The 22,118-nt window shown below is 63.9% G+C and carries 17 protein-coding genes; 14 read left to right on the top strand and 3 right to left on the bottom strand.

Annotation, left to right across the window (positions count from 1 at the left end; all coding sequences use genetic code 11):
• Positions 1–15 precede the first annotated feature (15 nt).
• The 10 genes from RV045_RS03190 (at position 16) to RV045_RS03145 (ending at position 12,375) form a co-directional block, all read left to right on the top strand.
• The gene (locus RV045_RS03190; RefSeq protein ID WP_423234314.1) at positions 16–1,380 is read left to right on the top strand and encodes a class-II fumarase/aspartase family protein; all 1,365 of its coding nucleotides are present in this window, start codon (positions 16–18) and stop codon (positions 1,378–1,380) included.
• Positions 1,381–1,410: 30 nt separating this feature from the next.
• Positions 1,411–3,441 carry a 4-oxalomesaconate tautomerase gene (locus RV045_RS03185; RefSeq protein WP_423234313.1) on the top strand — a complete coding sequence of 677 codons (2,031 nt, stop codon included), beginning with the start codon at positions 1,411–1,413 and terminating at the stop codon, positions 3,439–3,441.
• Between the two features lie 289 nt (positions 3,442–3,730).
• Positions 3,731–6,256 carry an RNA polymerase sigma factor RpoD gene (rpoD, locus tag RV045_RS03180; protein WP_423234312.1) on the top strand — a complete coding sequence of 842 codons (2,526 nt, stop codon included), beginning with the start codon at positions 3,731–3,733 and terminating at the stop codon, positions 6,254–6,256.
• A 28-nt stretch (positions 6,257–6,284) separates the two neighbouring features.
• The gene (locus RV045_RS03175) at positions 6,285–7,256 is read left to right on the top strand and encodes an FHA domain-containing protein (RefSeq protein ID WP_423234311.1); all 972 of its coding nucleotides are present in this window, start codon (positions 6,285–6,287) and stop codon (positions 7,254–7,256) included.
• Positions 7,257–7,280: 24 nt separating this feature from the next.
• A complete protein-coding gene (gene hemH, locus RV045_RS03170; RefSeq protein WP_423234310.1) occupies positions 7,281–8,411 on the top strand; it encodes a ferrochelatase in 1,131 nt (376 codons plus the stop codon).
• A gap of 14 nt (positions 8,412–8,425) precedes the next feature.
• Positions 8,426–8,875, top strand: coding sequence for an RNA-binding S4 domain-containing protein (locus tag RV045_RS03165; protein WP_423234309.1), 450 nt, complete (start codon positions 8,426–8,428; stop codon positions 8,873–8,875).
• Between the two features lie 453 nt (positions 8,876–9,328).
• Entirely contained in the window at positions 9,329–10,105 is a 777-nt protein-coding gene (locus RV045_RS03160) for a hypothetical protein (RefSeq protein ID WP_423234308.1), read from the top strand.
• 182 nt (positions 10,106–10,287) lie between these two features.
• Positions 10,288–11,028: a toll/interleukin-1 receptor domain-containing protein gene (locus RV045_RS03155; RefSeq protein WP_423234307.1), complete on the top strand. Its 741-nt coding sequence runs from the start codon at positions 10,288–10,290 to the stop codon at positions 11,026–11,028.
• A 141-nt stretch (positions 11,029–11,169) separates the two neighbouring features.
• On the top strand, positions 11,170–11,643 hold the full coding sequence (locus tag RV045_RS03150) for a hypothetical protein (RefSeq protein ID WP_423234306.1): 474 nt from the start codon (positions 11,170–11,172) through the stop codon (positions 11,641–11,643).
• Positions 11,644–12,018: 375 nt separating this feature from the next.
• Complete coding sequence (locus RV045_RS03145) at positions 12,019–12,375, top strand: hypothetical protein (RefSeq protein WP_423234305.1); 357 nt, start codon at positions 12,019–12,021, stop codon at positions 12,373–12,375.
• Between the two features lie 63 nt (positions 12,376–12,438).
• Here the strand turns inward: RV045_RS03145 and RV045_RS03140 are convergent, their stop codons facing one another.
• From RV045_RS03140 to RV045_RS03130, 3 genes are read right to left on the bottom strand one after another with little or no spacing between them, the layout of a single operon-like run.
• Positions 12,439–12,984 carry a hypothetical protein gene (locus tag RV045_RS03140; protein WP_423234304.1) on the bottom strand — a complete coding sequence of 182 codons (546 nt, stop codon included), beginning with the start codon at positions 12,982–12,984 and terminating at the stop codon, positions 12,439–12,441.
• Between the two features lie 49 nt (positions 12,985–13,033).
• The gene (locus RV045_RS03135) at positions 13,034–13,516 is read right to left on the bottom strand and encodes a cyanophycin metabolism-associated DUF1854 family protein (RefSeq protein ID WP_423234303.1); all 483 of its coding nucleotides are present in this window, start codon (positions 13,514–13,516) and stop codon (positions 13,034–13,036) included.
• On the bottom strand, positions 13,513–15,723 hold the full coding sequence (locus RV045_RS03130) for a cyanophycin metabolism-associated ABC transporter (RefSeq protein ID WP_423234302.1): 2,211 nt from the start codon (positions 15,721–15,723) through the stop codon (positions 13,513–13,515). Before RV045_RS03130 ends, RV045_RS03135 begins: the two co-directional genes overlap by 4 nt.
• 193 nt (positions 15,724–15,916) lie before the next feature.
• On the opposite strand from RV045_RS03130, the gene RV045_RS03125 reads away from it, so the two are divergent.
• The 4 genes from RV045_RS03125 to RV045_RS03110 are packed head-to-tail and all read left to right on the top strand — an operon-like array spanning position 15,917 to position 22,097.
• Positions 15,917–18,079, top strand: a complete 2,163-nt coding sequence (locus tag RV045_RS03125) for a cyanophycin synthetase family protein (RefSeq protein WP_423234301.1) — start codon at positions 15,917–15,919, stop codon at positions 18,077–18,079.
• Positions 18,080–18,085: 6 nt separating this feature from the next.
• Positions 18,086–20,671, top strand: coding sequence for a cyanophycin synthetase (gene cphA / locus RV045_RS03120; protein WP_423234300.1), 2,586 nt, complete (start codon positions 18,086–18,088; stop codon positions 20,669–20,671).
• Positions 20,668–21,204: a CinA family protein gene (locus RV045_RS03115; protein WP_423234299.1), complete on the top strand. Its 537-nt coding sequence runs from the start codon at positions 20,668–20,670 to the stop codon at positions 21,202–21,204. Before cphA ends, RV045_RS03115 begins: the two co-directional genes overlap by 4 nt.
• Positions 21,195–22,097 carry a LysR family transcriptional regulator gene (locus tag RV045_RS03110; protein WP_423234298.1) on the top strand — a complete coding sequence of 301 codons (903 nt, stop codon included), beginning with the start codon at positions 21,195–21,197 and terminating at the stop codon, positions 22,095–22,097. The genes RV045_RS03115 and RV045_RS03110 overlap by 10 nt, the downstream gene beginning before the upstream one ends.
• The last annotated feature ends 21 nt before the right edge of the window (positions 22,098–22,118 follow it).

Raw genomic sequence — 22,118 nt, 5'->3', positions numbered from 1 at the left:
CAAAAGAGGTACTCCATGGCAGCCACACTGATCGATTCGAAAATTTTTGGCGACATGTTCAGCGACGAACGCATGCGTCGAGTCTGGTCCGATGAAAACCGGACCGCCAAATACCTGGACATTGAACGGGCGTTGGCCAAAGTCCAGGGGGGCCTGGGTCTAATCCCGAAGGAGGCTGCTGACGAAATTGTCAAAAACTGCGAGCTGTCCATGATCGACTGGGACAGGCTCAAGGCCAAGACCGAGCAGATCGGCTACCCCATCATTGCCGTGGTCAACCAGATCAACGCCAACTGCCGCGACCGTCTGGGCGAGTACTGCCACTGGGGCGCTACCACCCAGGACATTACCGACACGGCCACTGTGCTGCAGATGCGCGAAGGTCTGGCACTGGTCGGGCAGGATCTGGCCGATATTTCGGCCGCGCTGGCTGATCTGGCGCAGCGCCACCGTGACACGCCCATCATCGGCCGCTCTAACTTGCAGCAGGCCACGCCGATCACCTTTGGCTATAAGATGGCCAGCATTCTGGCGGGCATCGAGCGCCACCGCGAGCGGCTGACTCAGATGCTTCCCCGCGTTCTGACGGGTGAGTTCGGCGGGGCTTCGGGCACATTGTCATCGCTGAAAAATGGGGCCATGGAAACTCAGGCGGCCCTGATGAAAGAGCTCGGGCTGGCCCAGCCGCTGATCTCCTGGCACACCGTGCGCGACACGATTGCCGAGGTGGGTGCTTTTCTGGGACTGGTGGGAGGCTCACTGGGCAAGATCGCCATGGACATCAAGCTCATGATGCAGACCGAAGTGGCCGAAGTGTTTGAGCCCTTTGCGCCGGGACGTGGCTCGTCGAGCACCATGCCGCAAAAGCGCAATCCGATCTCCTGTCTTTACATCCACGCCAACGTGTCTGTCGTCCGCCAGCACGCCGCAGCGCTGATGGATGCCATGGTGGCCGATCACGAGCGCTCGACCGGTCCGTGGGAAATCGAGTGGGTGGTGCTGCCAGAGATTTTCTGCCTGATGTCAGGGGCCCTGAAGCAGACCAAGTTTGTGCTGCAAGGGCTGGAGGTGGATGCCAGGCGCATGCGGGCCAACATGGATGTCACCCACGGACTGGTCATGTCTGAAGCCGTAATGATGGGTTTGGGGCCTTTCCTTGGGAGAGAGTACGCGCACGATCTGGTTTACGACCTGTGCCGCCAGGCGCTAGAGGAAAACCGCCCGCTGATCGATATCCTGGAAGCGCATCCGGAAATCAGCCGCCATGTCAGCCGCGCCCAGATCGAGGCCCTGTTTGACCCCATCAATCACCTGGGGCAGGCCGGTGTGATGGTGGATCGCGTGCTGGCCGCACGCCGCATGACGCATGGCACGCATTAAGTCTTCCCCTTTCCCGAACCGGAGACACCCATGTCCCTGTCCATTCCCTGCGTGCTGATGCGCGCGGGCACGTCCCGTGGCCCTTTTTTCCTGCGCGACTGGCTGCCTGCGGGCGATGAAGCCCGCGATCAGGCCCTGATCGGTGCCATCGGTGCCAGCGACCCGCTGCAGCTCGACGGTTTGGGCGGTGGTAGCACGCTCAACAGCAAGGTGGCGATCGTGTCGCGATCGACCCGTTCCGATGCGGACGTGGATTATCTTTTCGCTCAGGTTGGCGTGGGGCACCAGTCGGTCGATACCCGGCCCAACTGCGGCAACATGCTGTCTGGGGTGGCACCCTTTGCCATTGACCAAGGGCTGATCGAAGCGCAGGGCGATACCACGACAGTCCGCGTGTTCAACGTCAACACCAGCTCGCTGGTGGAAGTCAAGGTGTCTACCCCGGGCGGACAGGTCACCTACGAGGGTGACGCGCGCATCGACGGCGTAGCCGGGACTGCGGCGCCCGTGCTGCTGAATTTTCTGGATGCCGCTGGTGCGGTGACAGGGTCACTGTTTCCGACCGGACAACGCATTGACCGGATCGATGGTATAGATGTCACCTGCATCGATTCAGCCATGCCGCTGATGATGCTGCGTGCCAGCGATCTGGGTCTGAGCGGGCGCGAGCGTCCTGCCGAGCTGGATGCCAACACATCTCTCCTGAAGCGGCTGGAAGCCTTGCGTCTGGAAGCGGGCCATCGCATGGGTCTGGGCGATGTCAGCGACAGTGTTATCCCCAAGCCGGTGCTGGTCAGCCCGGGCAATACCCCCAACAGCATCACGTCGCGCTATTTCACGCCGCATCGCTGCCATGCCTCACATGCCGTGACGGGTGCCATCGGCGTTGCCACGGCATTTGCCCTTCCTGGTACAGTAGCCAGCGGGCCTGAATTGGCTCCGGGGGCTCATGGTCTGGTGGTCCTGCATCCGGCCGGCCAGATCGATGTCGAAGTCACCGTGGACGGGCAGGGCGATGCGGCAACCGTGACCAGCGCAGCCCTGGTGCGTACGGTGCGCAAGATCATGCAAGGCGTGTTGCATCTGCCGGGTTATGTTTTCCCGCCGACAGCGCCCAGTCAGCCCGAGAAGACCGGTGGACAAGGCCTGCGCTCATTTCCGCAGCGGGAAGTACACATCATCGTTCCCACCAGTGCTGGGGGCGGCAATGACACCATCGCGCGTCACCTCACCCGTAGCTTAGGGCCGGTACTTGGGCAGTCTGTACTGGTGGACAACCGGGCAGGGGCCAATGGCAGCATTGCCAGCGAATACGTCGCGTCAGCCCCGGCTGATGGTCACACGCTGCTCTTTGGCTACATTGCAACCCACGCCATCCATCCTGCCCTGCAGCGCCTGCGCTACGACCCGGTGGCGGATTTCGCGCCCATAGGCCTGATCGGTCATTCGCCGACGCTGCTGGTTGTTCCGGCCGATCTTGCAGTTAATAGCGTGGTGGAGCTGGTCCAGATGCTGCGTGATTCCCGCACCCGCCTGAGCTACGCCTCGGCGGGCGAGGGGACGGTGCCCCATTTTGCAGCCGAGCTTTTTCAGCTTCAGACTGCTACCCGGCTGCAGAAAGCGGAATTTTCGGGGGCTGGACCCGCCATCGCCGAAGTGGCCAGCGGGAACGTCCAGCTGATGTTTCCCAGCCTGTTCACCGCCCAGCCCTATTTGCGCAGCGGCAAGCTGAAAGCTCTGGCCGTGGCGGGTCCCGAACGTCTGACGGCCTGGCCGGACCTGCCCACTTTGAGCGAGGCGGGCGTGCAGGGCGTTGAAATGACGCAGTGGTATGCGCTGTTCGCCCCGTCCAAGACGCCACCCGCCGTAGTGCGCCAGCTTAACGAGGCGTTGAACCGCGTTTTGGGCGATCCTGAAACCGCAGCGCGCATGCAGGCCGACGGTGCGCGCGTGCAGACCTCGACGCCGGGAGTCCTGCATGATCTTCTGATTGCCGAGGCTGAAAAGTGGAATGCGGTTGTGCATCAGGCCGGTCTGAGGCCCCAGGTCAGCGCCGACTGAAACCTCATCTGATCATTCTTCAGAGTCCAATTCACGCAGCCGCATCTGGTATAATCCATTTCGCAATTTATGCGCTCAGTTCGGCACGTCACACTCTCTCGCACGGCCACGGTTTACACCACTTGCAGTCAGCATCATTGCGGTACAGGGCACCTTTCCACCGGGGTGCCTTTTCTGTTGTGGGCCGTATCGTCGGCCTGCCTCTGTCTGGCCAGCCGCTCCGGCCCGGTTTCTGGCACTTCGCCGCCACCGGGTCTGCCTCTGCCGCCTGTTTGAAAGACACGCTGATATGACCACTGCTCCGCGCCCTGCAGCCAAAAAGCCCACCAAAACCGCCGCCGCTGCGGCCGCACCCGAGGCGGTCGAGACTGCTGTGAAGGACACGACGTCCGCTAAAACCGCCAAAGTGGCCAAGCCGGTGAACGCCGAGGCCGAAAAAGCCCTGGCACCATCCGTGAAGGGCGCCAAAGTGAGCAAGGCCAAGGCCGTGGTGAGCGCCGTCGCGCCGTCGCCCGAAGTCGCCGTGGCCCCGAAAAAAGCCGCCGCCAAAACCGCGACAGCCAAAGCCACTGCCCAGACGGCCGATGTGACTGAGGCCGTCGGGAAAACCCCGGCCAAAGCCAAAGCCGCCAAAGCACCGGCCAAAACTGCAGGCAAAGCCGCGGCCAAAACCAGCAGCAAATCAGCCACCAAGGCCCCCGCCGCCAAAACCGGCCCAGCGCGTGTCGCGGCGGCTGACGACGATCTGGACGACGATCTCACCGGCGATCTGGACGACATCAGCGCGGACGACGTCAGTGATCTGGACGATGACGCCAGCGCCGACTCCGACACTGAAGTGGTCGCCGACGTGCCCGAAGCCGCTGAAGTGGCCGCCGACAAGCCCAAGGCTAAGCCGCTGCGCATGAAGGTCAGCCGCGCCAAAGAGCGCGCGCTGATGCGCGAGTTCGGCCTGGATGAGGCCACGTTGACCGAAGAAGAAGTCTCCAAGCGCCGCAATGAGCTCAAAACGCTCATCAAGATGGGCAAGACGCGCGGCTTCCTGACCCACCAGCAGATCAACGATCACCTGCCCGAAAAGCTGGTCGATACCGAAATTCTGGAGGCGATTGTCTCCATGCTGGGCGACATGGGCGTGTCAGTCTACGAGCAGGCCCCCGACGACGCCACGCTGCTGATCTCCGGCGGCGCCGACAACACCGCGACCGAGGAAGAGGCCGAAGAAGCCGCCGAGGCCGCGCTGTCCACCGTGGAATCCGAGTTCGGTCGCACGACCGACCCGGTGCGCATGTACATGCGTGAAATGGGCACCGTCGAACTGCTGACCCGCGAGGGCGAAATTGAGATCGCCAAGCGCATCGAAGGTGGCCTGCAAGACATGATGTACGCCATTTCGGCGTCGCCCGCGACCATCGCCGAGATCCTGCACATTGCCGAGCAGATCGCTGCTGGCCAGGTGCAGATTTCTGACGTGGTCGACGGCTTTGTCCAGGCCGACGAGGCCGACGACTACGTCGCCGAGGAAGATTTCGACGAGTACGACGAAGAGGACGACGACGATGGCAACGGCGGCAGCAAGGCGCTGAGCCGCAAGCTCGAAGAGCTGCGCCAGCAGGCGCTGGGCAAGTTCGAGGAACTGCGCCAGCACTACACCGCCATGATGGCTGCCTATAAAAAGGGCGGCTACAACGCCCCCGCTTACCGCCAGGCGCAGGCCGCCATTTCCGGCGACCTGATGACCATCCGCTTCACGGTGAAAACCATCGAGCGCCTGTGCGAGCTGTTGCGCAACCAGGTCGAGGAAGTGCGCCGCATGGAGCGCGAGATTCGCCGCATCGTGGTGGACCGCTGCGGCATGAGCCAGGCCGAATTCATCAAGACCTTCCCGCCGCACAGCATGGACCTGACCTGGGCCGAGCGCCTGGTGGCCGAGAAAAAAGCCTACAGCGCCGTGCTCAGCCGCAACTTGCCGGCCGTCCAGGAATGCCAGCAGCGTCTGCTGGACATCCAGACCGCCGCCGTGGTGCCGCTGGAAGAGCTCAAGGACATCAACAAGCGCATGAACAAGGGCGAGAAGTCCAGCCGCGACGCCAAGAAGGAAATGATCGAGGCCAACCTGCGCCTGGTCATCTCCATCGCCAAAAAGTACACCAATCGCGGCCTGCAGTTCCTGGACCTGATCCAGGAAGGCAACATCGGCCTGATGAAGGCGGTGGACAAGTTCGAATACCGCCGCGGCTACAAATTCTCGACCTACGCCACGTGGTGGATTCGCCAGGCGATCACGCGCTCCATCGCCGATCAGGCGCGCACCATCCGCATCCCGGTGCACATGATCGAGACGATCAACAAGATGAACCGCATCTCCCGCCAGCACCTGCAGGAGTTCGGCTTCGAGCCCGACGCCCCGACGCTGGCCGAGAAAATGGAGATCCCCGAGGACAAGATCCGCAAGATCATGAAGATCGCCAAGGAGCCCATCTCCATGGAAACCCCGGTGGGCGACGACGACGATTCGCACCTGGGCGACTTCATCGAGGACAGCAACAACACCGCGCCCATCGACGCGGCCATGCAGGCCAGCCTGCGCGAGGTGGTCAAGGAAATCCTGGACACGCTGACCGCGCGCGAAGCCAAGGTGCTGCGCATGCGCTTCGGCATCGAGATGCAGTCCGACCACACGCTGGAAGAGGTCGGCAAGCAGTTCGACGTGACGCGCGAACGCATCCGCCAGATCGAGGCCAAGGCCCTGCGCAAGATCAAGCACCCGTCGCGCAGCGACAAGCTGCGCACCTTCGTGGCCGGCGGCAGCTGAGATCGCGGCCGGGCGCAGCGGGACCGCCATGACAGCAGCGCCAGTGATCGCCCGCCGCACCGTGCTGTTTGCCGACCTGCGCGGCAGCACGTCGCTGTTTCGCACGCTGGGCAATTCAGCAGCCACCGAGGTGGTGATGCGCGCCATGTCGGTGCTGGTGCCGCGCGTCGAGGCCGAAGGCGGCACCGTCATCAAGACTCTGGGCGATGGCCTGCTGGCGGTGTTTGCCACCGCCGTGCAGGGCGCCGACGCCGCGCTGCGCATGCACCAGGCGCTGGGCGACCTGTACCGCCAGATCCACGCGCTGGGCGACGCGCTGCAGGCGGTGCGACTCAACCTGCAGATCACCCTGGTGACCGGCGAGGTGGTCGAGGTCGGTGGCGACTGTTACGGCGACGCCGTAAATGTGGGTGCACGCCTGCTGGACCACGCGGGCGACGACGAAACCCTGATCAACCACGACACGCTGGTGGCGCTGCCGCAGGCGCTGCAGCGGCGTTTTCGCCCGCTGGAGTGGCTGCACCTGCGCGGTCGCGCCGACCCGGTTCAGGTCTACGTGCTGGGGCGGCGCAGCGCCGATGCGCTGCTGACGCAGTACGGCACGAGCCTGGGCACCGTGGGCCAGCACTCCGAGGTGTTGCGCCTGGTGGTGGCCGGGCAAGAGCGCGTTTTTGCCAGCGACGATCTGCCCATCATCTTGGGGCGCAGCCCGCAGGCGCAGGCGCGGCTGGATTACGCGCGCGCGTCCCGCGTGCACGCCCGCGTGGACTGGCACGGCGGCGATTTCCAGCTCTTTGACTGCAGCTTCAACGGCACCTGGGTGCGACTGGGCGACGCGGGCGAGGTCGTCTACCTGCGCCGGGGCACCTGTCGCCTGTATGGCAGCGGCGTGCTGGGCCTGGGCTCGCATCCCGCCCACGATCCGGCGGCCTGCGTGCTGTTTGAAGTCGTCTCTTTGGCCGAGACCCAATTCGCTCCGCTGTACGATGGCGCCAGTTAAACCCTCCGCCCTGCGTCAATGCTCATGCGTTTTGCTCCCGAACCCGCCTACCGCCACGGCCAGCCCCCGCGCACTGCCTTGGTCCTGATCAACCTGGGTACGCCCGATGCGCCCGACACGCCTTCCGTGCGGCGCTACCTGGCCGAGTTCCTGTCTGACCCGCGCGTCATCGAAATTCCCCGCCTGATCTGGTGGCCCGTGCTGCACGGCATCATCCTGCGTGTGCGTCCGCGCAAATCGGCGGCCAAATACGCCAGCATCTGGATGGAAGAGGGCTCGCCGCTGGCCGTCTGGACGAAGCGCCAGGCCGACGCTCTGGGCGAGCGCCTGACCGCGCAAGGGCAGGACGTGACGGTGACCTGGGCGATGCGCTACGGCAAACCCAACCTGGCGACGGTGCTGGACGGCCTCAAGGCCAGCGGGCACAGCCACATCGCGCTGCTGCCGCTCTACCCGCAGTACTGCGCCGCCACAACGGCCACGGCGGTGGACGTGGCTGCGGCCTGGCTGTCGCGCCAGCGCCATCAGCCCCACCTGCGCTGGCTGCGCGATTACGCCGGTGATGCGGGCTATATCGCCGCCCTGGCCGCCCGCGTGCGGGCGCACTGGGCCACGCAGGGCGCGCGCGGCGAGCGCCTGGTGATGAGCTTTCACGGCATGCCGGCCTTCAGCCTGGACAAGGGCGATCCCTACCACTGCCAGTGCTACAAGACCGCCCGCCTGCTGGAGCAGGCGCTGGAACTGGCGCCCGGCACAGCGGTGGTCACCTTCCAGAGCCGCTTCGGCCGCGCCAAATGGCTGCAGCCCTACACCGAGCCCACGCTGGTGAAACTGGCCGGGCAGGGCGTGCGCTCGGTCGATGTCATCTGCCCCGGCTTTGTCGCCGACTGCATCGAAACGCTGGAAGAAATCAATATGGAAGCGCGCGAGGCCTTTCTGGCAGCGGGCGGCACGCATTTCGCCTACATCCCCTGCCTGAACGACAGCCCCGAATGGCTGGATGCCCTCACCGCGCTGGCCCAGCAGCAGATCGCGGGCTGGCCCGGTTCGGGCACGCCCGGTGCTGGCCCGGTGGCGGGCGAATCCGCCGTGCAGCGCGAGCGCCACGCGGCCGTCGCCGCCGCCCTGGCCGCGAGCAACACCGCCGGACGCTGAGGCAGGAGGCGGCCATGAGCAAGGTCAAAACCTCTTCCGCCGCGCCGTCCGCCCCGGCCGCAGAGGTGCGCGTGCGCATCGACAAATGGCTGTGGGCCGCGCGCTTTTTCAAGACCCGGGCGCTGGCCAGCGACGAGCTGGACCTGCAGCGCATCGAGGCCAACGGCCAGCGCATCAAGGCGTCCTACAGCGTCAAAGTCGGCGACGTGCTGGGCCTGCACCTGCCCGGCCAGCCCCTGCGCGAAGTCGAGGTCCTGGCCCTCAGCGCCCAGCGCGGCCCAGCCCCCGTGGCCCAGCGGCTCTACCGCGAACTGCCCTCCAGCCTGGAGCGCCGCAGCCTCTGGCTGGACCAGCGCCGCCTCGCCCCCGACCCTCACCGCGACCCCGGCCAGGGCCGCCCCACCAAACGAGAGCGCCGCGACGTGTCGCAATGGCAAAGGTGGGGGATGGGGTTGGAGGAGTAAGTGCTGTGGCGGGTTTGCCGTTAAAGACAGTTTGAATCGATGCTCAGACTACGTGGCTGCTCAGTTTTGCGGACAGCTTGCGAAGCGCCTTCCAGTGATGGAGGGCGTTTTTGTTTTGCTGGCCCGATTTAGCAGGAAAAGCGGGTGAGTGGCGTGGTTTGTGATGGATAGAATGTGTAGCAAATAGGCGCGCTGGAAGGCTTGGGGCGTTTGGATAGGTCAGGTGGTGTGCTATTTTTCGCTTGATCAGTGAAAACAATGAGTTACGACTGTGATGCGATGTTGTCCACCAAATTTTTTTGAGTTATACACCCGGGAGGGTGTATAAAAACAAGTTAGCCAATATAAAATATTATCAGCGCACAGAATTAGCCCATTAGATCGAAACATATTTACTGCAAATCACCCTAAAATTACTCATCCCCCACAGTCAACCTCTATAATATTTATTATATGAACTTCGCTCATCTTATGCCATTCCAAAGTATCGCCCCAATTTTAATCAAAAATGAAGAATTTCCTGAGTTTCCATTTTTTTCTGGAACAGGATTTTTTGTTAAATTCAATCCTTACAATTCTATTTATTTTATTACAGCAAAGCATTGCACTCTAAATCATGACAATAGTCCCAAAGGAATTGTAGGAGTACCACTTCAACAAAACAGCGAATGCAATAAAAAGATAATTTTTTCTCATTATTTATTAGCCAAAACAAATAATGATGCCGACTTCGATGACATAATAATATATGTCGTTGATATTTCTTTTGAGAACCAATTTGATTTATTAAAAGATAGATGTTTACGGTTGCTGCACCAAGAAGATGTTGATAATATTTTAGATTATGTATTGAGTATCAAAGGAAAATTAAGGGCAGTTGGATGCCCTGGAACAGAAGAAAAGCAAATAAACTACGATACCAGGCAAAGCACCATTCAGCCTCGGGGGATTGTTGGTTGCTTGAGCTCAGCGAGTGACGATAAACTAAATTATACAATAGACAATATAAATTGGAAAAGTTCTAATGGCGGCATGGATGGATTTAGTGGGTCACCTATAATTGAGTTTATACCAAACATAAATCGTACCGGTATTGAATCGATTCCTGTCGGAGTTTTCTCAACCGGTAATGCAAAAATTATTAAATTTGTTTCTATTAAAGTAGTAACTGATGCTATTGCAGAATACATAAATCTCGCTAGCACCTCAACAAATGGGGACACACCATAGATAACATTCCCCCGAACTATAGGAATTTTTATAAGTCACTTGCTAATTAAAGAGTTGGCTCCGAGGCTAACAGGCCGTTGCACCTGACAAACCAATTTGGCCGCGCCTGCGGCGCGTCTAAATTGGTTTACAGGTGAGCTTTACGTTAGGCCGCACAACCACTTTCAAGCGCCATCGAGAACATGACCACACCACGAGCATTTGTTTCCTACTCCCATGATTCGCAAACCCATAAGAAGTGGGTGCTAGAGTTTGCGATCCGACTCCGCAACTGTGGAATCGATGCAATTCTCGATCAATGGGATCTCAGGCCCGGCGACGATATTCCACATTTCGTGGAGCGAAATCTTGCGTCGGCGGACAAGGTGCTGATGATTTGTACAGATGAGTATGTTGCAAAGGCCAATTCGGGCACTGGCGGTGTCGGTTACGAGAAGATGATCGTCACATCCAACATGATGCAATCGATCGATTCAAACAAGGTCATACCAATCATCCGTCAGCCCGGGACCCGAAATGTTCCTACATTCCTGAAAACCAAACTCTACATTGATTTTTCTCGCGAGGATCAGGCGGAATTCTCATTTGACGAGCTAGTTCGCTGCCTTGTCAATGCGCCACTTTTTCAAAAGCCACCGATCGGCAACACACCGTTTAAGCCAGTTTCGGAAACGCCAGTAGAGCGCTCCGCGGATGCGGTTCTGGACTTAATGCGATTTGTAGTTTCAGACTTTGAATCCCACGCCTACGAATTCGTCTTGTACAAAGATGTCGTTAAGGGTGTCGACATGTCAAGGATTTTGCTAGACATGGCGATCAAGCAAGCAAAGGCGCAAGGCTTGGTGACTTTGGACGGGGCGGGCGACTTGTATTTGACGGATAAGGGCAAGCTCTTCGCTGTCAATCACAACCTGACTCGCTAGCGCACAGTGCGGCCTAACCATTCGCTCAATCGGACCCATTGCGGCATGCGGCATGCGGCTAAAGGCCCGCCATTTCATTCTGGGCCTTTAGCCACACGCCGCAACGGTCCGGTTAGCTCAAACGTTAGCAGTTAAAGCAGCATGATTTCTTTTGGCCTTACACAAGAACAATTCATTTCTCGCTACCGCAAGTTTCTTGAACTTGCGTCTATTAAATTCATTAGCCAACTCAGGGAAGTACTAAAGACCCCTGTGCCTGCCAGCGTTACATCCGCAGAGGTACAAATATTTTTCGAAGATGACGGGCTAAGCACGCCGAATGCCTGGATTTATTTCGATGGTAAAAACAAAAAAATAGATCATAAAGACCAATCAATCTTTCCTGGGCGGGCGTTGGATCTTGCACTCCAAATAGAGGGGGCAAACGATTTCGATGAGAGATACTTCACAGACGAATCGTTTGGAGGTCTCGCAATTGTTGCAAATACTGTTAAATCTTGGTTTGCTGAATGTTGGTGGAAAGCGAGCGGTTGGTCGTATCCCATAAAAGTTGAAGTTTGGATTCACGATGGATTTGGTGATGGGAAATCAATCACACTTACAGAAAACCGCTAACAATGCGGTCAACTACACTCCGGCCCTTCGGGCCTCTGTCGGACGCGCTGACGCGCGCCAGTTCCTTTCAAAAGGGAATGGCTGTCAGCATTGAAGTATAAATAGTCGTTGTATTTCAGGAAAATAAAAAAGCTCCGAAGAAATAATCTGGCCAAAAGCACTGGTAGGACAATCCTACGACAGTGCTCTCAGAGATGCATATTTTTCAGGTTGTCGATGAAAAGAAATCACCTAATCCATCATTCTGCAGGGCCTGCGCGAAAAGGCGGAAATGTTTCGATTTTCACTTGGTTTTTCCGTTCGTGAACGTTCCGCCGGTGATCTTTGTGCCTGAGCCTCGAAAATTTCAGTTTATTTTTAATACCAAGTCAAGTTATGAACCACACCGCAGCACGAAAAATTATTTTTTCAATTATTGTTGTTTTTCTCGTCCTCTCGGTGCTGAGCTGGTTCCCGTCGCCTCAGCCTAAGGATCTTGGCAGGCTTTGTATTAACGGTGTTCTATGCTGGTTTCTGTTCAAAGGGAGAAGCTGGGCGCGATGGTGCACTGTGGTTTTCCTTGTGCTTGCTGTGATGTTTTCTGCTTCGATGATGATTGCGGGTCAAGTTGGATCTGAGAAAATGATTGTTCTCGCTGTTGTGTCAGTTGTTTATTTGACAATGGCGGGACTGCTTGTTTTTTCAAAAACCGTTGCGGATTATTTCTCGCCGTTGTCGCCGACGTCTTTGTGATGGACCGGGTACAACCGTGGTAGTTCTGTCCAGCGCTTGAGACTTAGGCTGGAAGATGACGGGTCATCCGGTGTTGGTGCCCGGTGGCGCTTCACTCTCAGATCGATGTAACGGCGCAGGGTTTTCAGTCTGCTTGCTGCATGACTGTTTCCGACAGAATTCAATCTGCTTGTCTGTTGGGTATGCAGAGCAATAGCAGAATCGGCACCAGCCACGCCTCGCGAGATTTATTTTCTGGCATGACCGGCACTGCCAATCGTGGTCTGGCACCTTGGATAGAATATAAAAATAGAAAAGTATGCCAACGATGAGCCCAAGAGCTGCCCCATGACAAAAAAAGATCAGCAAAAGAAACGGGGTTGTTCCAAGACTTTGCTGAAGATGTTCAGGCACCAGAAGGATTCCCAAAAATCCGAATAGTAGAGCGCTCCATGAAGCAGTGCCGTCTTTAAGCTCTGAACCTGCTAATAATGTGCATAAGCCCATCATGCCGCAATAAGATGCTCCTGCCATCAGAGCAACGATGGGTGGCCAAAGTAAGCCGACAATACTGGTTGGATAAGTGTTTAATTTTGAAAAAACTCTTGCGGCCAGTGGTTTCTTGTTCATATGCTGACCCGTTCGCTGCTGTGCATATATCCAGTGGCGAAGCCAGGCATCACAAAAACCGGTCCAGCAGCCTTCGGCTGTAGCGGTCCATGCGGGCGGGGTGGCGGATCAGGAACTGGACGCCGTGGCGGTCGCTGACCAGCAGCACGTCGGCGCTGATGCGGCGGATGTCTTCTTCGCCCTTGAGATCCAGCTGCGCCGGGCCGCGGTCGGTCTCGATCTGCCAGACGCAGGGAGCGCTGGCACGGCTGATGCCGGTCAGGCGCAGGATGACGGGCATGAACTCGCGCGACTGCAGCGCCTGCTGCACGGCGTCGCGGGCGGCGGCGGGCAGGTCGTCCAGGCGGTCGATCCAGAGCAGCTCGCGGCCTTGGGCGCTGACCAGCGCAAAGCCCTGGTCGCGGCCGGAGACCGGAAAAGCGCGCACGGCGCTGACGCCCGCGTGCGCGATGCCGTCGGGTCCGGTGTAGACCCAGCGCCCCTGGGCGTCCTGGACCAGGCTGAACGCGGCGGGCAGGGCGGTGGCGGTCATGCGGTCTCTCCGGGGGTGATGTCGCCGGTGGCCATGCGGTAATCGTCTTTGGCCTGGCGGGCCTGCGCCTCGTACAGGCGCCAGTACGCGCCCTGGAGGGCGAGCAGCCCGTCGTGCGACCCTTCTTCGACCAGCTCGCCCTTGTCCATCACCACCAGGCGGTCGGCCTTGCGCAGGGTGGACAGGCGGTGGGCGATGGCGATGGTGGTGCGGCCGCGCACCAGGTTGTCCAGCGCGTTCTGGATCTCTTTTTCGGTCTCGGTGTCCACGCTGGAGGTGGCTTCGTCCAGGATGAGGATCTTCGGATCGATCAGCAGCGCGCGCGCGATGCTGATGCGCTGGCGCTCGCCGCCCGACAGGCCCTGGCCGCGCTCGCCGACCAGGCTGTCGTAGCCCTGGGGCAGGCGCAGGATGAACTCGTGCGCGTGCGCGGCGCGCGCGGCGGCCACGATTTCAGAGCGTGTGGCGTCCGGGCGGCCGTAGGCGATGTTCTCGGCGATGGTGCCAAAAAACAGGAAGGGTTCCTGCAGCACCAGGCCAATCTGGCGGCGGTAGTCGGCGACGCGCAGCTGGCGGATGTCCTGGCCGTCCAGCTCGATGCGGCCCTCGCTGACGTCGTAAAAGCGGCAGATCAGGTTGACCAGCGTGCTCTTGCCCGATCCGCTGTGGCCGACCAGGCCGATCATTTCGCCCGGGCGGATGTCCAGATCCAGGTCGTGGATCACGCGGCGGTTGCCGTAGCGAAAGCCCACGCCCGCGACGCGGATGTGGCCGTGCACGGTGCCGAGTTCGCGCGGCTGCGCGGGTTCGGGCACGCTGGAGACGTGGTCCAGGATGTCGAAGATGCGCCGTGCGCCCGAGGCGGCCTTCTGCGTCACCGAGACGATGCGGCTCATGGAATCCAGGCGCGTGTAAAAGCGCCCGATGTAGGCCAGGAAGGCGGTCAGCACGCCCACCGTGATGTGGCTGGCGCTGACCAGCCAGATGCCAAAGCCCCAGACCACCAGCAGGCCGATTTCGGTCAGCAGCGTGACGGTGGGCGAGAACAGCGACCACAGCCGGTTCAGGCGGTCGTTGACCTGCAGGTTGTGGTGGTTGGCGGTGTGGAAGCGGCCCGATTCGCGGCCCTCCTGCGCGAAGGCCTTGACCACGCGGATGCCCGGGATGGTGTCGGCCAGTACATTGGTCACTTCGGACCAGACGCGGTCGATTTTCTCGAAGCCCGTGCGCAGGCGGTCGCGCACCAGGTGGATCATCCAGCCGATGAAGGGCAGGGGCACCAGCGTGGCCAGCGCCAGCGAGGGGTGAATGCTGAACAGGATGACCGCCGTCATGGCGATCATCAGCACGTCGGTGGCGAAATCCAGCAGGTGCAGCGACAGGAAGACGTTGATGCGGTCGGTCTCGCTGCCGATGCGTGCCATGAGATCGCCGGTGCGCCGCCCGCCAAAATACTCCAGCGACAGGCGCAGCAGGTGGTCGTAGGTGGTGGTGCGCAGATCGGCCCCGATGCGCTCGGACACCCGCGCCAGCACCCAGGTCTTGGCCCAGCCCAGGCCCCAGGCCAGCAGCGCCGAGGCCAGCAGGCCGGACAGCAGCAGGGCGACATAGCCGCTGTCGATGCGGTGGCCGTTCTGGTAGGGGATCAGCACCTTGTCCATCAGCGGGATGGTCAGATAGGGCGGGACCAGCGTGGCGGCGGTGGCGGCCAGCGTCAGCAGAAAACCCAGCAGCAGCTGGCCCTGATAAGGCCGGGCGAAGCGCCACAGGCGCAGCAGCACCCAGCCCGACACCGGGGCGCTGTCGGCGGGTTCTGCAGCATCGGTGCTGGCTTCTGATTCAGTCCCGGTCAGCGCCGCGCTGCCACGCGCGTGCAGGGCGTCGGCCAGGCGCTGCAGGCCGCTCTGGTGGCCCAGGGTGCAGCGCCAGCGGGCGACCAGGGTTTCGCCGTCCACCAGGTCCAGCTGGCCCACGCCGGCATGGTCGGCCAGCATCAGGCGGTGGCTGGCGCCCAGCGGCCAGGCCTGCCAGGCGCCGCTGGACCCGTCCTGATGCAGCAGCCGCGTCGGTGTCAGCACCAGCCGGCCGGGCACGAAGCGCAGGCTGCCGTCCAGATCCAGCGCCTGGCTGCACAGGATGGCCTCGCCCGCCCGGACCGCGTCGGGCAGGTCGAAAGCCGGTTCTGCAGGGGAGGAAACAGGGGCCATGAAAGCAATACCTGAAGGGGGTGAACGGGGCAGGGCCTGCATTGTCGCGCAGCGCAGGGGGTGCCGCGCGTCCGCACATGCCTATTGGGGGGAAACAGTGGTACAACTCGCCCCTTGGCCTCGTTTGAACCCCGGCGGCCCGGCCGCCCTGCCGTTTTGCATCATGAACCGAACGCCCCCTGTTTTTCTGCGCATGACCCCGCTTCGGGGCCCGAACATCTGGACTTACCGTCCGGTGATCGAGGCCGTGCTTGACATCGGCGACTGGGAAGACTGCCCCTCCGACAGCCTGCCCGGCTACGTCGACCGCCTGCTGGCCTGGCTGCCCGGCCTGATGGAGCACCGCTGCAGCGTGGGCGAGCGCGGCGGCTTCGTGCAGCGCCTGCGCCAGGGCACCTGGCCCGCGCACATCATCGAGCACGTTGCGCTGGAGCTGCAGACCCGCGCGGGCATGCCCACGGGCTTTGGCAAGGCGCGCAGCGCCGGGCCACGCGGCGTCTACAAGGTGGTCATCCGCACGCGCGACGAGCAGGTGGGCAGCGCCGCCCTGACCGCCGCTCGCGATCTGGTCACCGCGGCCATGCTGGATCAGCCCTATGACGTGGCCGCCACGGTGGCCGGGCTGGCCGAGCTGATCGACCGCCGGTGCCTGGGGCCCAGCACCGCCCACATCGTCGAGGCGGCGACCGGGCGTGGCATTCCGCACATCCGGCTCAACGACGGCAACCTCGTCCAGCTGGGCCACGGCGCGCGCCAGCGCCGCATCTGGACGGCCGAAACCGACGGCACCAGCGCCATCGCCGAAGGCATTTCGCGCAACAAGGATCTGACCAAAGCGCTGCTGTCCGGCTGCGGCGTGCCCGTGCCCGAAGGCGAGGTGGTGACCGACGCTGAAGCCGCCTGGTCCGCCGCGCAGGACATCGGCCTGCCGGTGGCCATCAAGCCGCTGTCGGGCAACCACGCGCGCGGCGTGTCGCTCGATCTGACGACGCAGGACGAGGTGCGGGCCGCCTTCGAGTTCGCCGCCCGCGAGGACAGCGAGGTGCTGGTCGAGCGCTGCATCCCCGGCCACGAGCACCGGCTGCTGGTTGTCGGCAGCCAGGTCGTGGCCGCGACGGCGGGCGAGGTCGTTACCGTCACCGGCGACGGCGTTTTGAGCGTCGAGGCGCTGGTCGAGCGCGACATCAACAGCGATCCGCGCCGGGGCGAGGCCGAAGGCTTTGTGCTGGACATCGTGCGCCTGGGGCCCGATTCGGTGGCCGCGCAGGAGCTGCGCCGCCAGGGCCTGACGCCCGGCAGCGTGCCGCAGGCCGGGCGCACCGTGCTGCTGCAGCGCACCGGCACCATGAACACCGACGTCACCGACCGCGTCCACCCCGAAGTCGCCGCCATGGCCACGCTGGCCGCGCGCGCGGTCGGGCTGGACATCGCCGGGGTCGATCTGGTCACGCCCGACATCACCCGGCCGCTGCAGGAGGTGGGCGGCGCGCTGGTCGAAGTCAATGCGGGCCCGGGCCTGCTGATGCACATCCGCCCCGCGCAGGGCGAGCCGCGTCCGGTGGGCGCGGCCATCGTCAGCCAGCTTTTTGGGCCGCCCGGGCGCAGCGAATCGCCCGCCGGACGCATCCCCGTGGTCGGCTGGCTGGACACGGGCCTGAGCGATCTGGCCGGGCGCCTGCTGGCCTGGCTGCTGCAGCTGCGCGGCTGGCACACGGCCTACGCCTCGGCGCAGGGTTTGCGCGTCGGCGGCCAGATGCAGGAGGCGGTCGATGCCACCGACTGGGCCGTGGCCCAGCGCGCGCTGATTCACCCGGGCGCAGAGGCCGCGCTGTTCAGCACGCCGCTGCGCCGTCTGCTCACCCAGGGGCTGCCCTACGACCGCTGCCAGGTGGCGGTGGTGGCGGCCTGGCCCGCGCTGCAGGGGCTGGACGATCTCTACATCACCGAGGACGACCAGCTGCCCGGCCTTGTGCGCACCTGGGTGGACGTGGTGCTGCCGCACGGCGCGGCGCTGCTCAATGCCGACGACGCGCGCGTGCTGGATCTGGCCCGCCACTGCGACGGCGAGGTGGTGCTGTTCTCGGCCCGCGTGCCGGTGCCGGGCTCGCCGCTGGACGCCCATGTGCGCGGGGGCGGACGCGCCCTGTGGTGGCGCCCGGGCCACGCGGGCCAGCCGCCTTCGGTTCACCTGGTGCAGGGGGCCGACTCGCAGGTGCTGGACGATCCCTGCCCGGAGCTGGCCGCCACGGCTTCGCCGGCCGACCTGCTGGCCGCCATCGGGGCGGCCTGGATCCTGGGCCTGCCCGCTCCGCTGCTGCGCACCGGCCTGCACAGCGCTCATCCTCTTTCTGCCTGAGCTGTCATGGAACTCTCCCGCATCCGCGCGCTGCGCGGTCCCAATCTCTGGAGCCGCCACACCGCGATCCAGGTCATCGTCACCGTCAGCCCCGAGGATGACGCCCGCGCCGCCACGGAGGAATTCCTGCAGCGCGTGCGCGCCAGCTTCCCCGACGTGCCGGTGATGGTTCACGCCTGGCCGCAGCGCACCAGCCTGGCGCGCGTCCTGGAAAAAATCACCCTGGGCCTGCAGGCGCAGGCCGGCTGCGCGGTGTCGTTCAGCAGGACAGCGCCGACCGCCGAGGTGGGCGTCTCGCAGGTGATCGTGCAGTACACCGAAGAGGCGGTGGGCCGCCGCGCCCTGGAGCTGGCGCACCGCCTGCTGGCCAGCGCGCTGGCCGACCAGCCCTTTGACGTGGCCGCCGCCGTGGCCGAACTGGCCGAGCTGGACGAGGACGTTCGCCTGGGGCCTTCCACCGGCGCCATCGTCCAGGCGGCGCTGGCGCGCGGCATTCCGGTGCGGCGCATGAACGAGGGCTCGCTGGTCCAGCTGGGCTGGGGCGCCCGCGCGCGCCGCATCCAGGCCGCCGAAACCGACACCACCAGCGCCATCGCCGAAGCCATCGCGCAGGACAAGGAGCTGACCAAATCCCTGCTGCTGGCCGCTGGCGTGCCCGTGCCGCTGGGCGAGCCCGTGGCCGATGCGGCGTCGGGCTGGGTGGCGGCGCAGCGCCTGGGGCTGCCGGTGGTGCTCAAGCCGCGCGACGGCAACCAGGGCAAGGGCGTCACCGTCAATATCAGCGATCAGGCCGGGTTTGACGCCGCCTGGGCCAGCGCCAGCCGCTACGGCGAGGTCCTGCTGGAGCGCTATCTGCCGGGCCACGATTTCCGCCTGCTGGTGGTGGGCGACCGGCTGGTCGCAGCGGCGCGGCGCGAGCCGCCCATGGTCACGGGCGACGGCCAGCGCACGGTGCGCGAGCTGGTCGAGCTGGTCAACCTGGATCCGCGCCGGGGCCAGGGCCACGGCACCTCGCTGACGCGCATCCCGCTGGACGAGATCGCCCTGCGCCACCTGGACGGCCTGGGCCTGACGCCCGACAGCGTGCCCTTGCGCGGCCAGCGTGTGGTGCTGCGCAGCAACGCCAACCTGTCCACCGGCGGTACGGCCACCGATGTCACGGCCGAAGTTCACCCGGCGGTGGCGGCCAGCGCGGTGGCGGCGGCGCGCATGGTGGGCGTGGACATCTGCGGCGTGGACGTGGTCTGCCAGGACATCCAGCGCCCGCTGCAGGAGCAGTCGGGCGGCATCGTCGAAGTCAACGCCGCGCCTGGCCTGCGCATGCACCTGAGCCCCTCTTACGGCTCACCGCGCCCGGTGGGTGATGCGGTCATCGACCACATGTTTGGCCCTGCTGGCACCGGCCAGGACGGCCGCATCCCTGTCGTCGCAGTCACCGGCACCAACGGCAAGACGACCACCTCGCGCCTGATCGCCCACCTGTTCGCTCTGGGCGGCCACCGCGTGGGCCTGACCAACACCGACGGCGTTTACGTCAACGGCCGCCAGACCGATTCGGGCGACTGCAGCGGCCCGCGCAGCGCGCGCAACGTGCTGGCGCACCCGGATGTCGATGTGGCGGTGTTCGAAACCGCGCGCGGTGGCCTGCTGCGCGAGGGCCTGGCCTTCGACCGCTGCCGTGTCGGCGTGGTCACCAACCTGGGCGCGGGCGATCACCTGGGCCTGAACTACATCACCACGGTGGACGAGCTGGCGGTGCTCAAGCGCGTCATCGTGCTCAACATCGAGCCCACGGGCTGGGCGGTGCTCAACGCTGCCGATCCGGGCGTGGCGGCGATGGCGGGCTATTGCCCGTCGCCGGTGATTTTCTTCGCGCCCAGCGCGCGCGAGCCCGTGCTGGCCGCCCACCTGGCGCAGGGGCGGCGCGGCGTTTATGTCGAAGACGGCGATCTGGTCGCCCGCGAAGGCACCGAGCGCTGGCGCTGGCCGCTGGCGCAGGTGCCGCTGACGCGGGGCGGGCGCATCGGTTTTCAGGTGGAGAACGCACTGGCTGCACTGGCGTCGGCCTGGGCGCTGGATCTGCCCTGGGAGCAGATCGGGCGCGGCCTGGCCACCTTCACCAGCGACGCCGCCGCCGTGCCGGGCCGCTTCAACTTCTTCGACCACCGGGGCGCCACCGTCATCGCCGATTACGGCCACAACCCGGACGCCATCGCCGCGCTGGTCCAGGCGGTGGAGAACCTGCCCGCGCAGCGCCGCCTGGTGCTGATCAGCGGGGCGGGCGACCGCCGCGACGACGATCTGCGCGAGCAGACCCGCCTGCTGGGCGCCGCTTTTGACGAGGTGATGATCTACGAGGACGCCTGCCAGCGTGGCCGCGCCGAGGGCGAGGTCGTGGGCCTGCTGCGCGAAGGCCTGGCGGGCGCGCTGCGCACCCGCCAGATCAGCACACACGTGGGCGAAATGGCCGCCATCGACACGGCGCTGTCGCGCCTGCAGCCGGGCGATCTGGCGCTGATCCTGATCGATCAGGTGCAGGAGGCGCTGGCCCACCTGCAGCAGCGCGTGGCGCCGGCCAGGCAGCCGTCATGAGCCCGCAGGCGGACGATGTGGCCCTGCTGCAGGCTGTGGCCGCCGCCCTGCTGACGCGGGGCCAGCGCCTGGTGACGGCCGAGAGCTGCACCGGCGGCCTGGTCAGCGCCTGGTGCACGGCGCTGCCGGGTTCGAGCCGCTGGCTGGAAGCCGGTCTGGCCACTTACAGCAACGCGGCCAAATCGCGCCTGCTGGGCGTGCCGCCCGCGCTCATTGAGCAGCACGGCGCCGTCAGCGAGCCCGTGGTGTACGCCATGGCCCAGGGCGCCTGCGCCACGCTGGCCGAGGGCGCCGCGCCGCACGACCTGTGGGCGCTGGCCATCAGCGGCGTGGCCGGGCCGGGCGGTGGCACGGCGGCCAAGCCGGTTGGTCAGGTCTGCTTCGCATGGGCTGCGCCAGGCGGGGCAGTGCGCAGCCAGACGCTGCGATTTGACGGCGACCGCGACGCCATCCGCCAGCAGGCCTGCCGCCATGCGCTGCGCGGTCTGCTGGCGGCTTTGACCGCCGGGGCGGGGGAGGGCGAGTGGACCTGATCGTCGCCATGCGCACCTTCGTCAAGGTCGCCGAGATGCAGTCTTTTGCGGCGGTGGCCGCGCAGGCCGACGCGCCCAGGTCCTGGGTCAGCCGCCAGATGTCGCAGCTGGAGGCGCACCTGAAGGTGCAGCTGCTGACGCGCAGCACGCGCCGCCTGGCGCTGACCAGCGAGGGCGAATCCTATCTGGCGGCCTGCCGCGACATCCTGCAGCGCATCGACGAGGCCGAAAGCCAGCTGGCCTGCACCCAGCACGAGCTGCGCGGCCCGCTGCGCCTGAGCCTGCCGCACAGCTTCGGTCTGGACGTGCTGATGCCCGATCTGGTCGCCTTCCAGTGCGCGCACCCCGGCATCACGCTGGACCTCGATTTCAACGACCGCCGCGTCAACCTGATCGAAGAGCAGTCCGATCTGGCCCTGCGCATCACGCGCGATCTGCACGATCTGGACATCGTCCGCCGTCTGGGCAGCATCGACCTGCGCGTGGTCGCCAGCCCCGCCTACTGGGACCAGACCGGGCGCCCGGATCATCCCCAGGCGCTGCGCACGCACCGCGGGCTGCTCTACACCTCGGGCCAGCGCAACGCCTGGCGCTTCTCGGAAGGCGGGCACGAGCTGCTGGTCGACGTCCAGCCCGTGCTGCAGGCCAGCAGCGGATCGGCGCTGGTCCAGGCCGCGCTGGCGGGCCTGGGGGTGACGGTGCAGCCACAGTTCCTGGTGCACGAGCATCTGGCCAGCGGCCGCCTGGAGGCCGTGCTGGACAGCCACCGCGCGCCGCCGCTGGGCGTCTACGCCGTCCTGCCCAGCCAGCGCCACATCCCCCAGCGCGTCCGCGCCCTGATCGATCATCTGGCCCAGTCGCTGGAGCAGCGGCGGGAGTGGCTGGTGGTTTAAGGGGGAGGTTTCGGGGCAGGG

Origin of the sequence: Amphibiibacter pelophylacis (assembly GCF_037688875.1) — a bacterium.
Lineage (GTDB): Bacteria > Pseudomonadota > Gammaproteobacteria > Burkholderiales > Burkholderiaceae_C > Amphibiibacter > Amphibiibacter pelophylacis.
The sequence above is the reverse complement of the archived record's forward strand: the minus strand, read 5'-3'. Positions and strand labels throughout refer to the sequence as shown.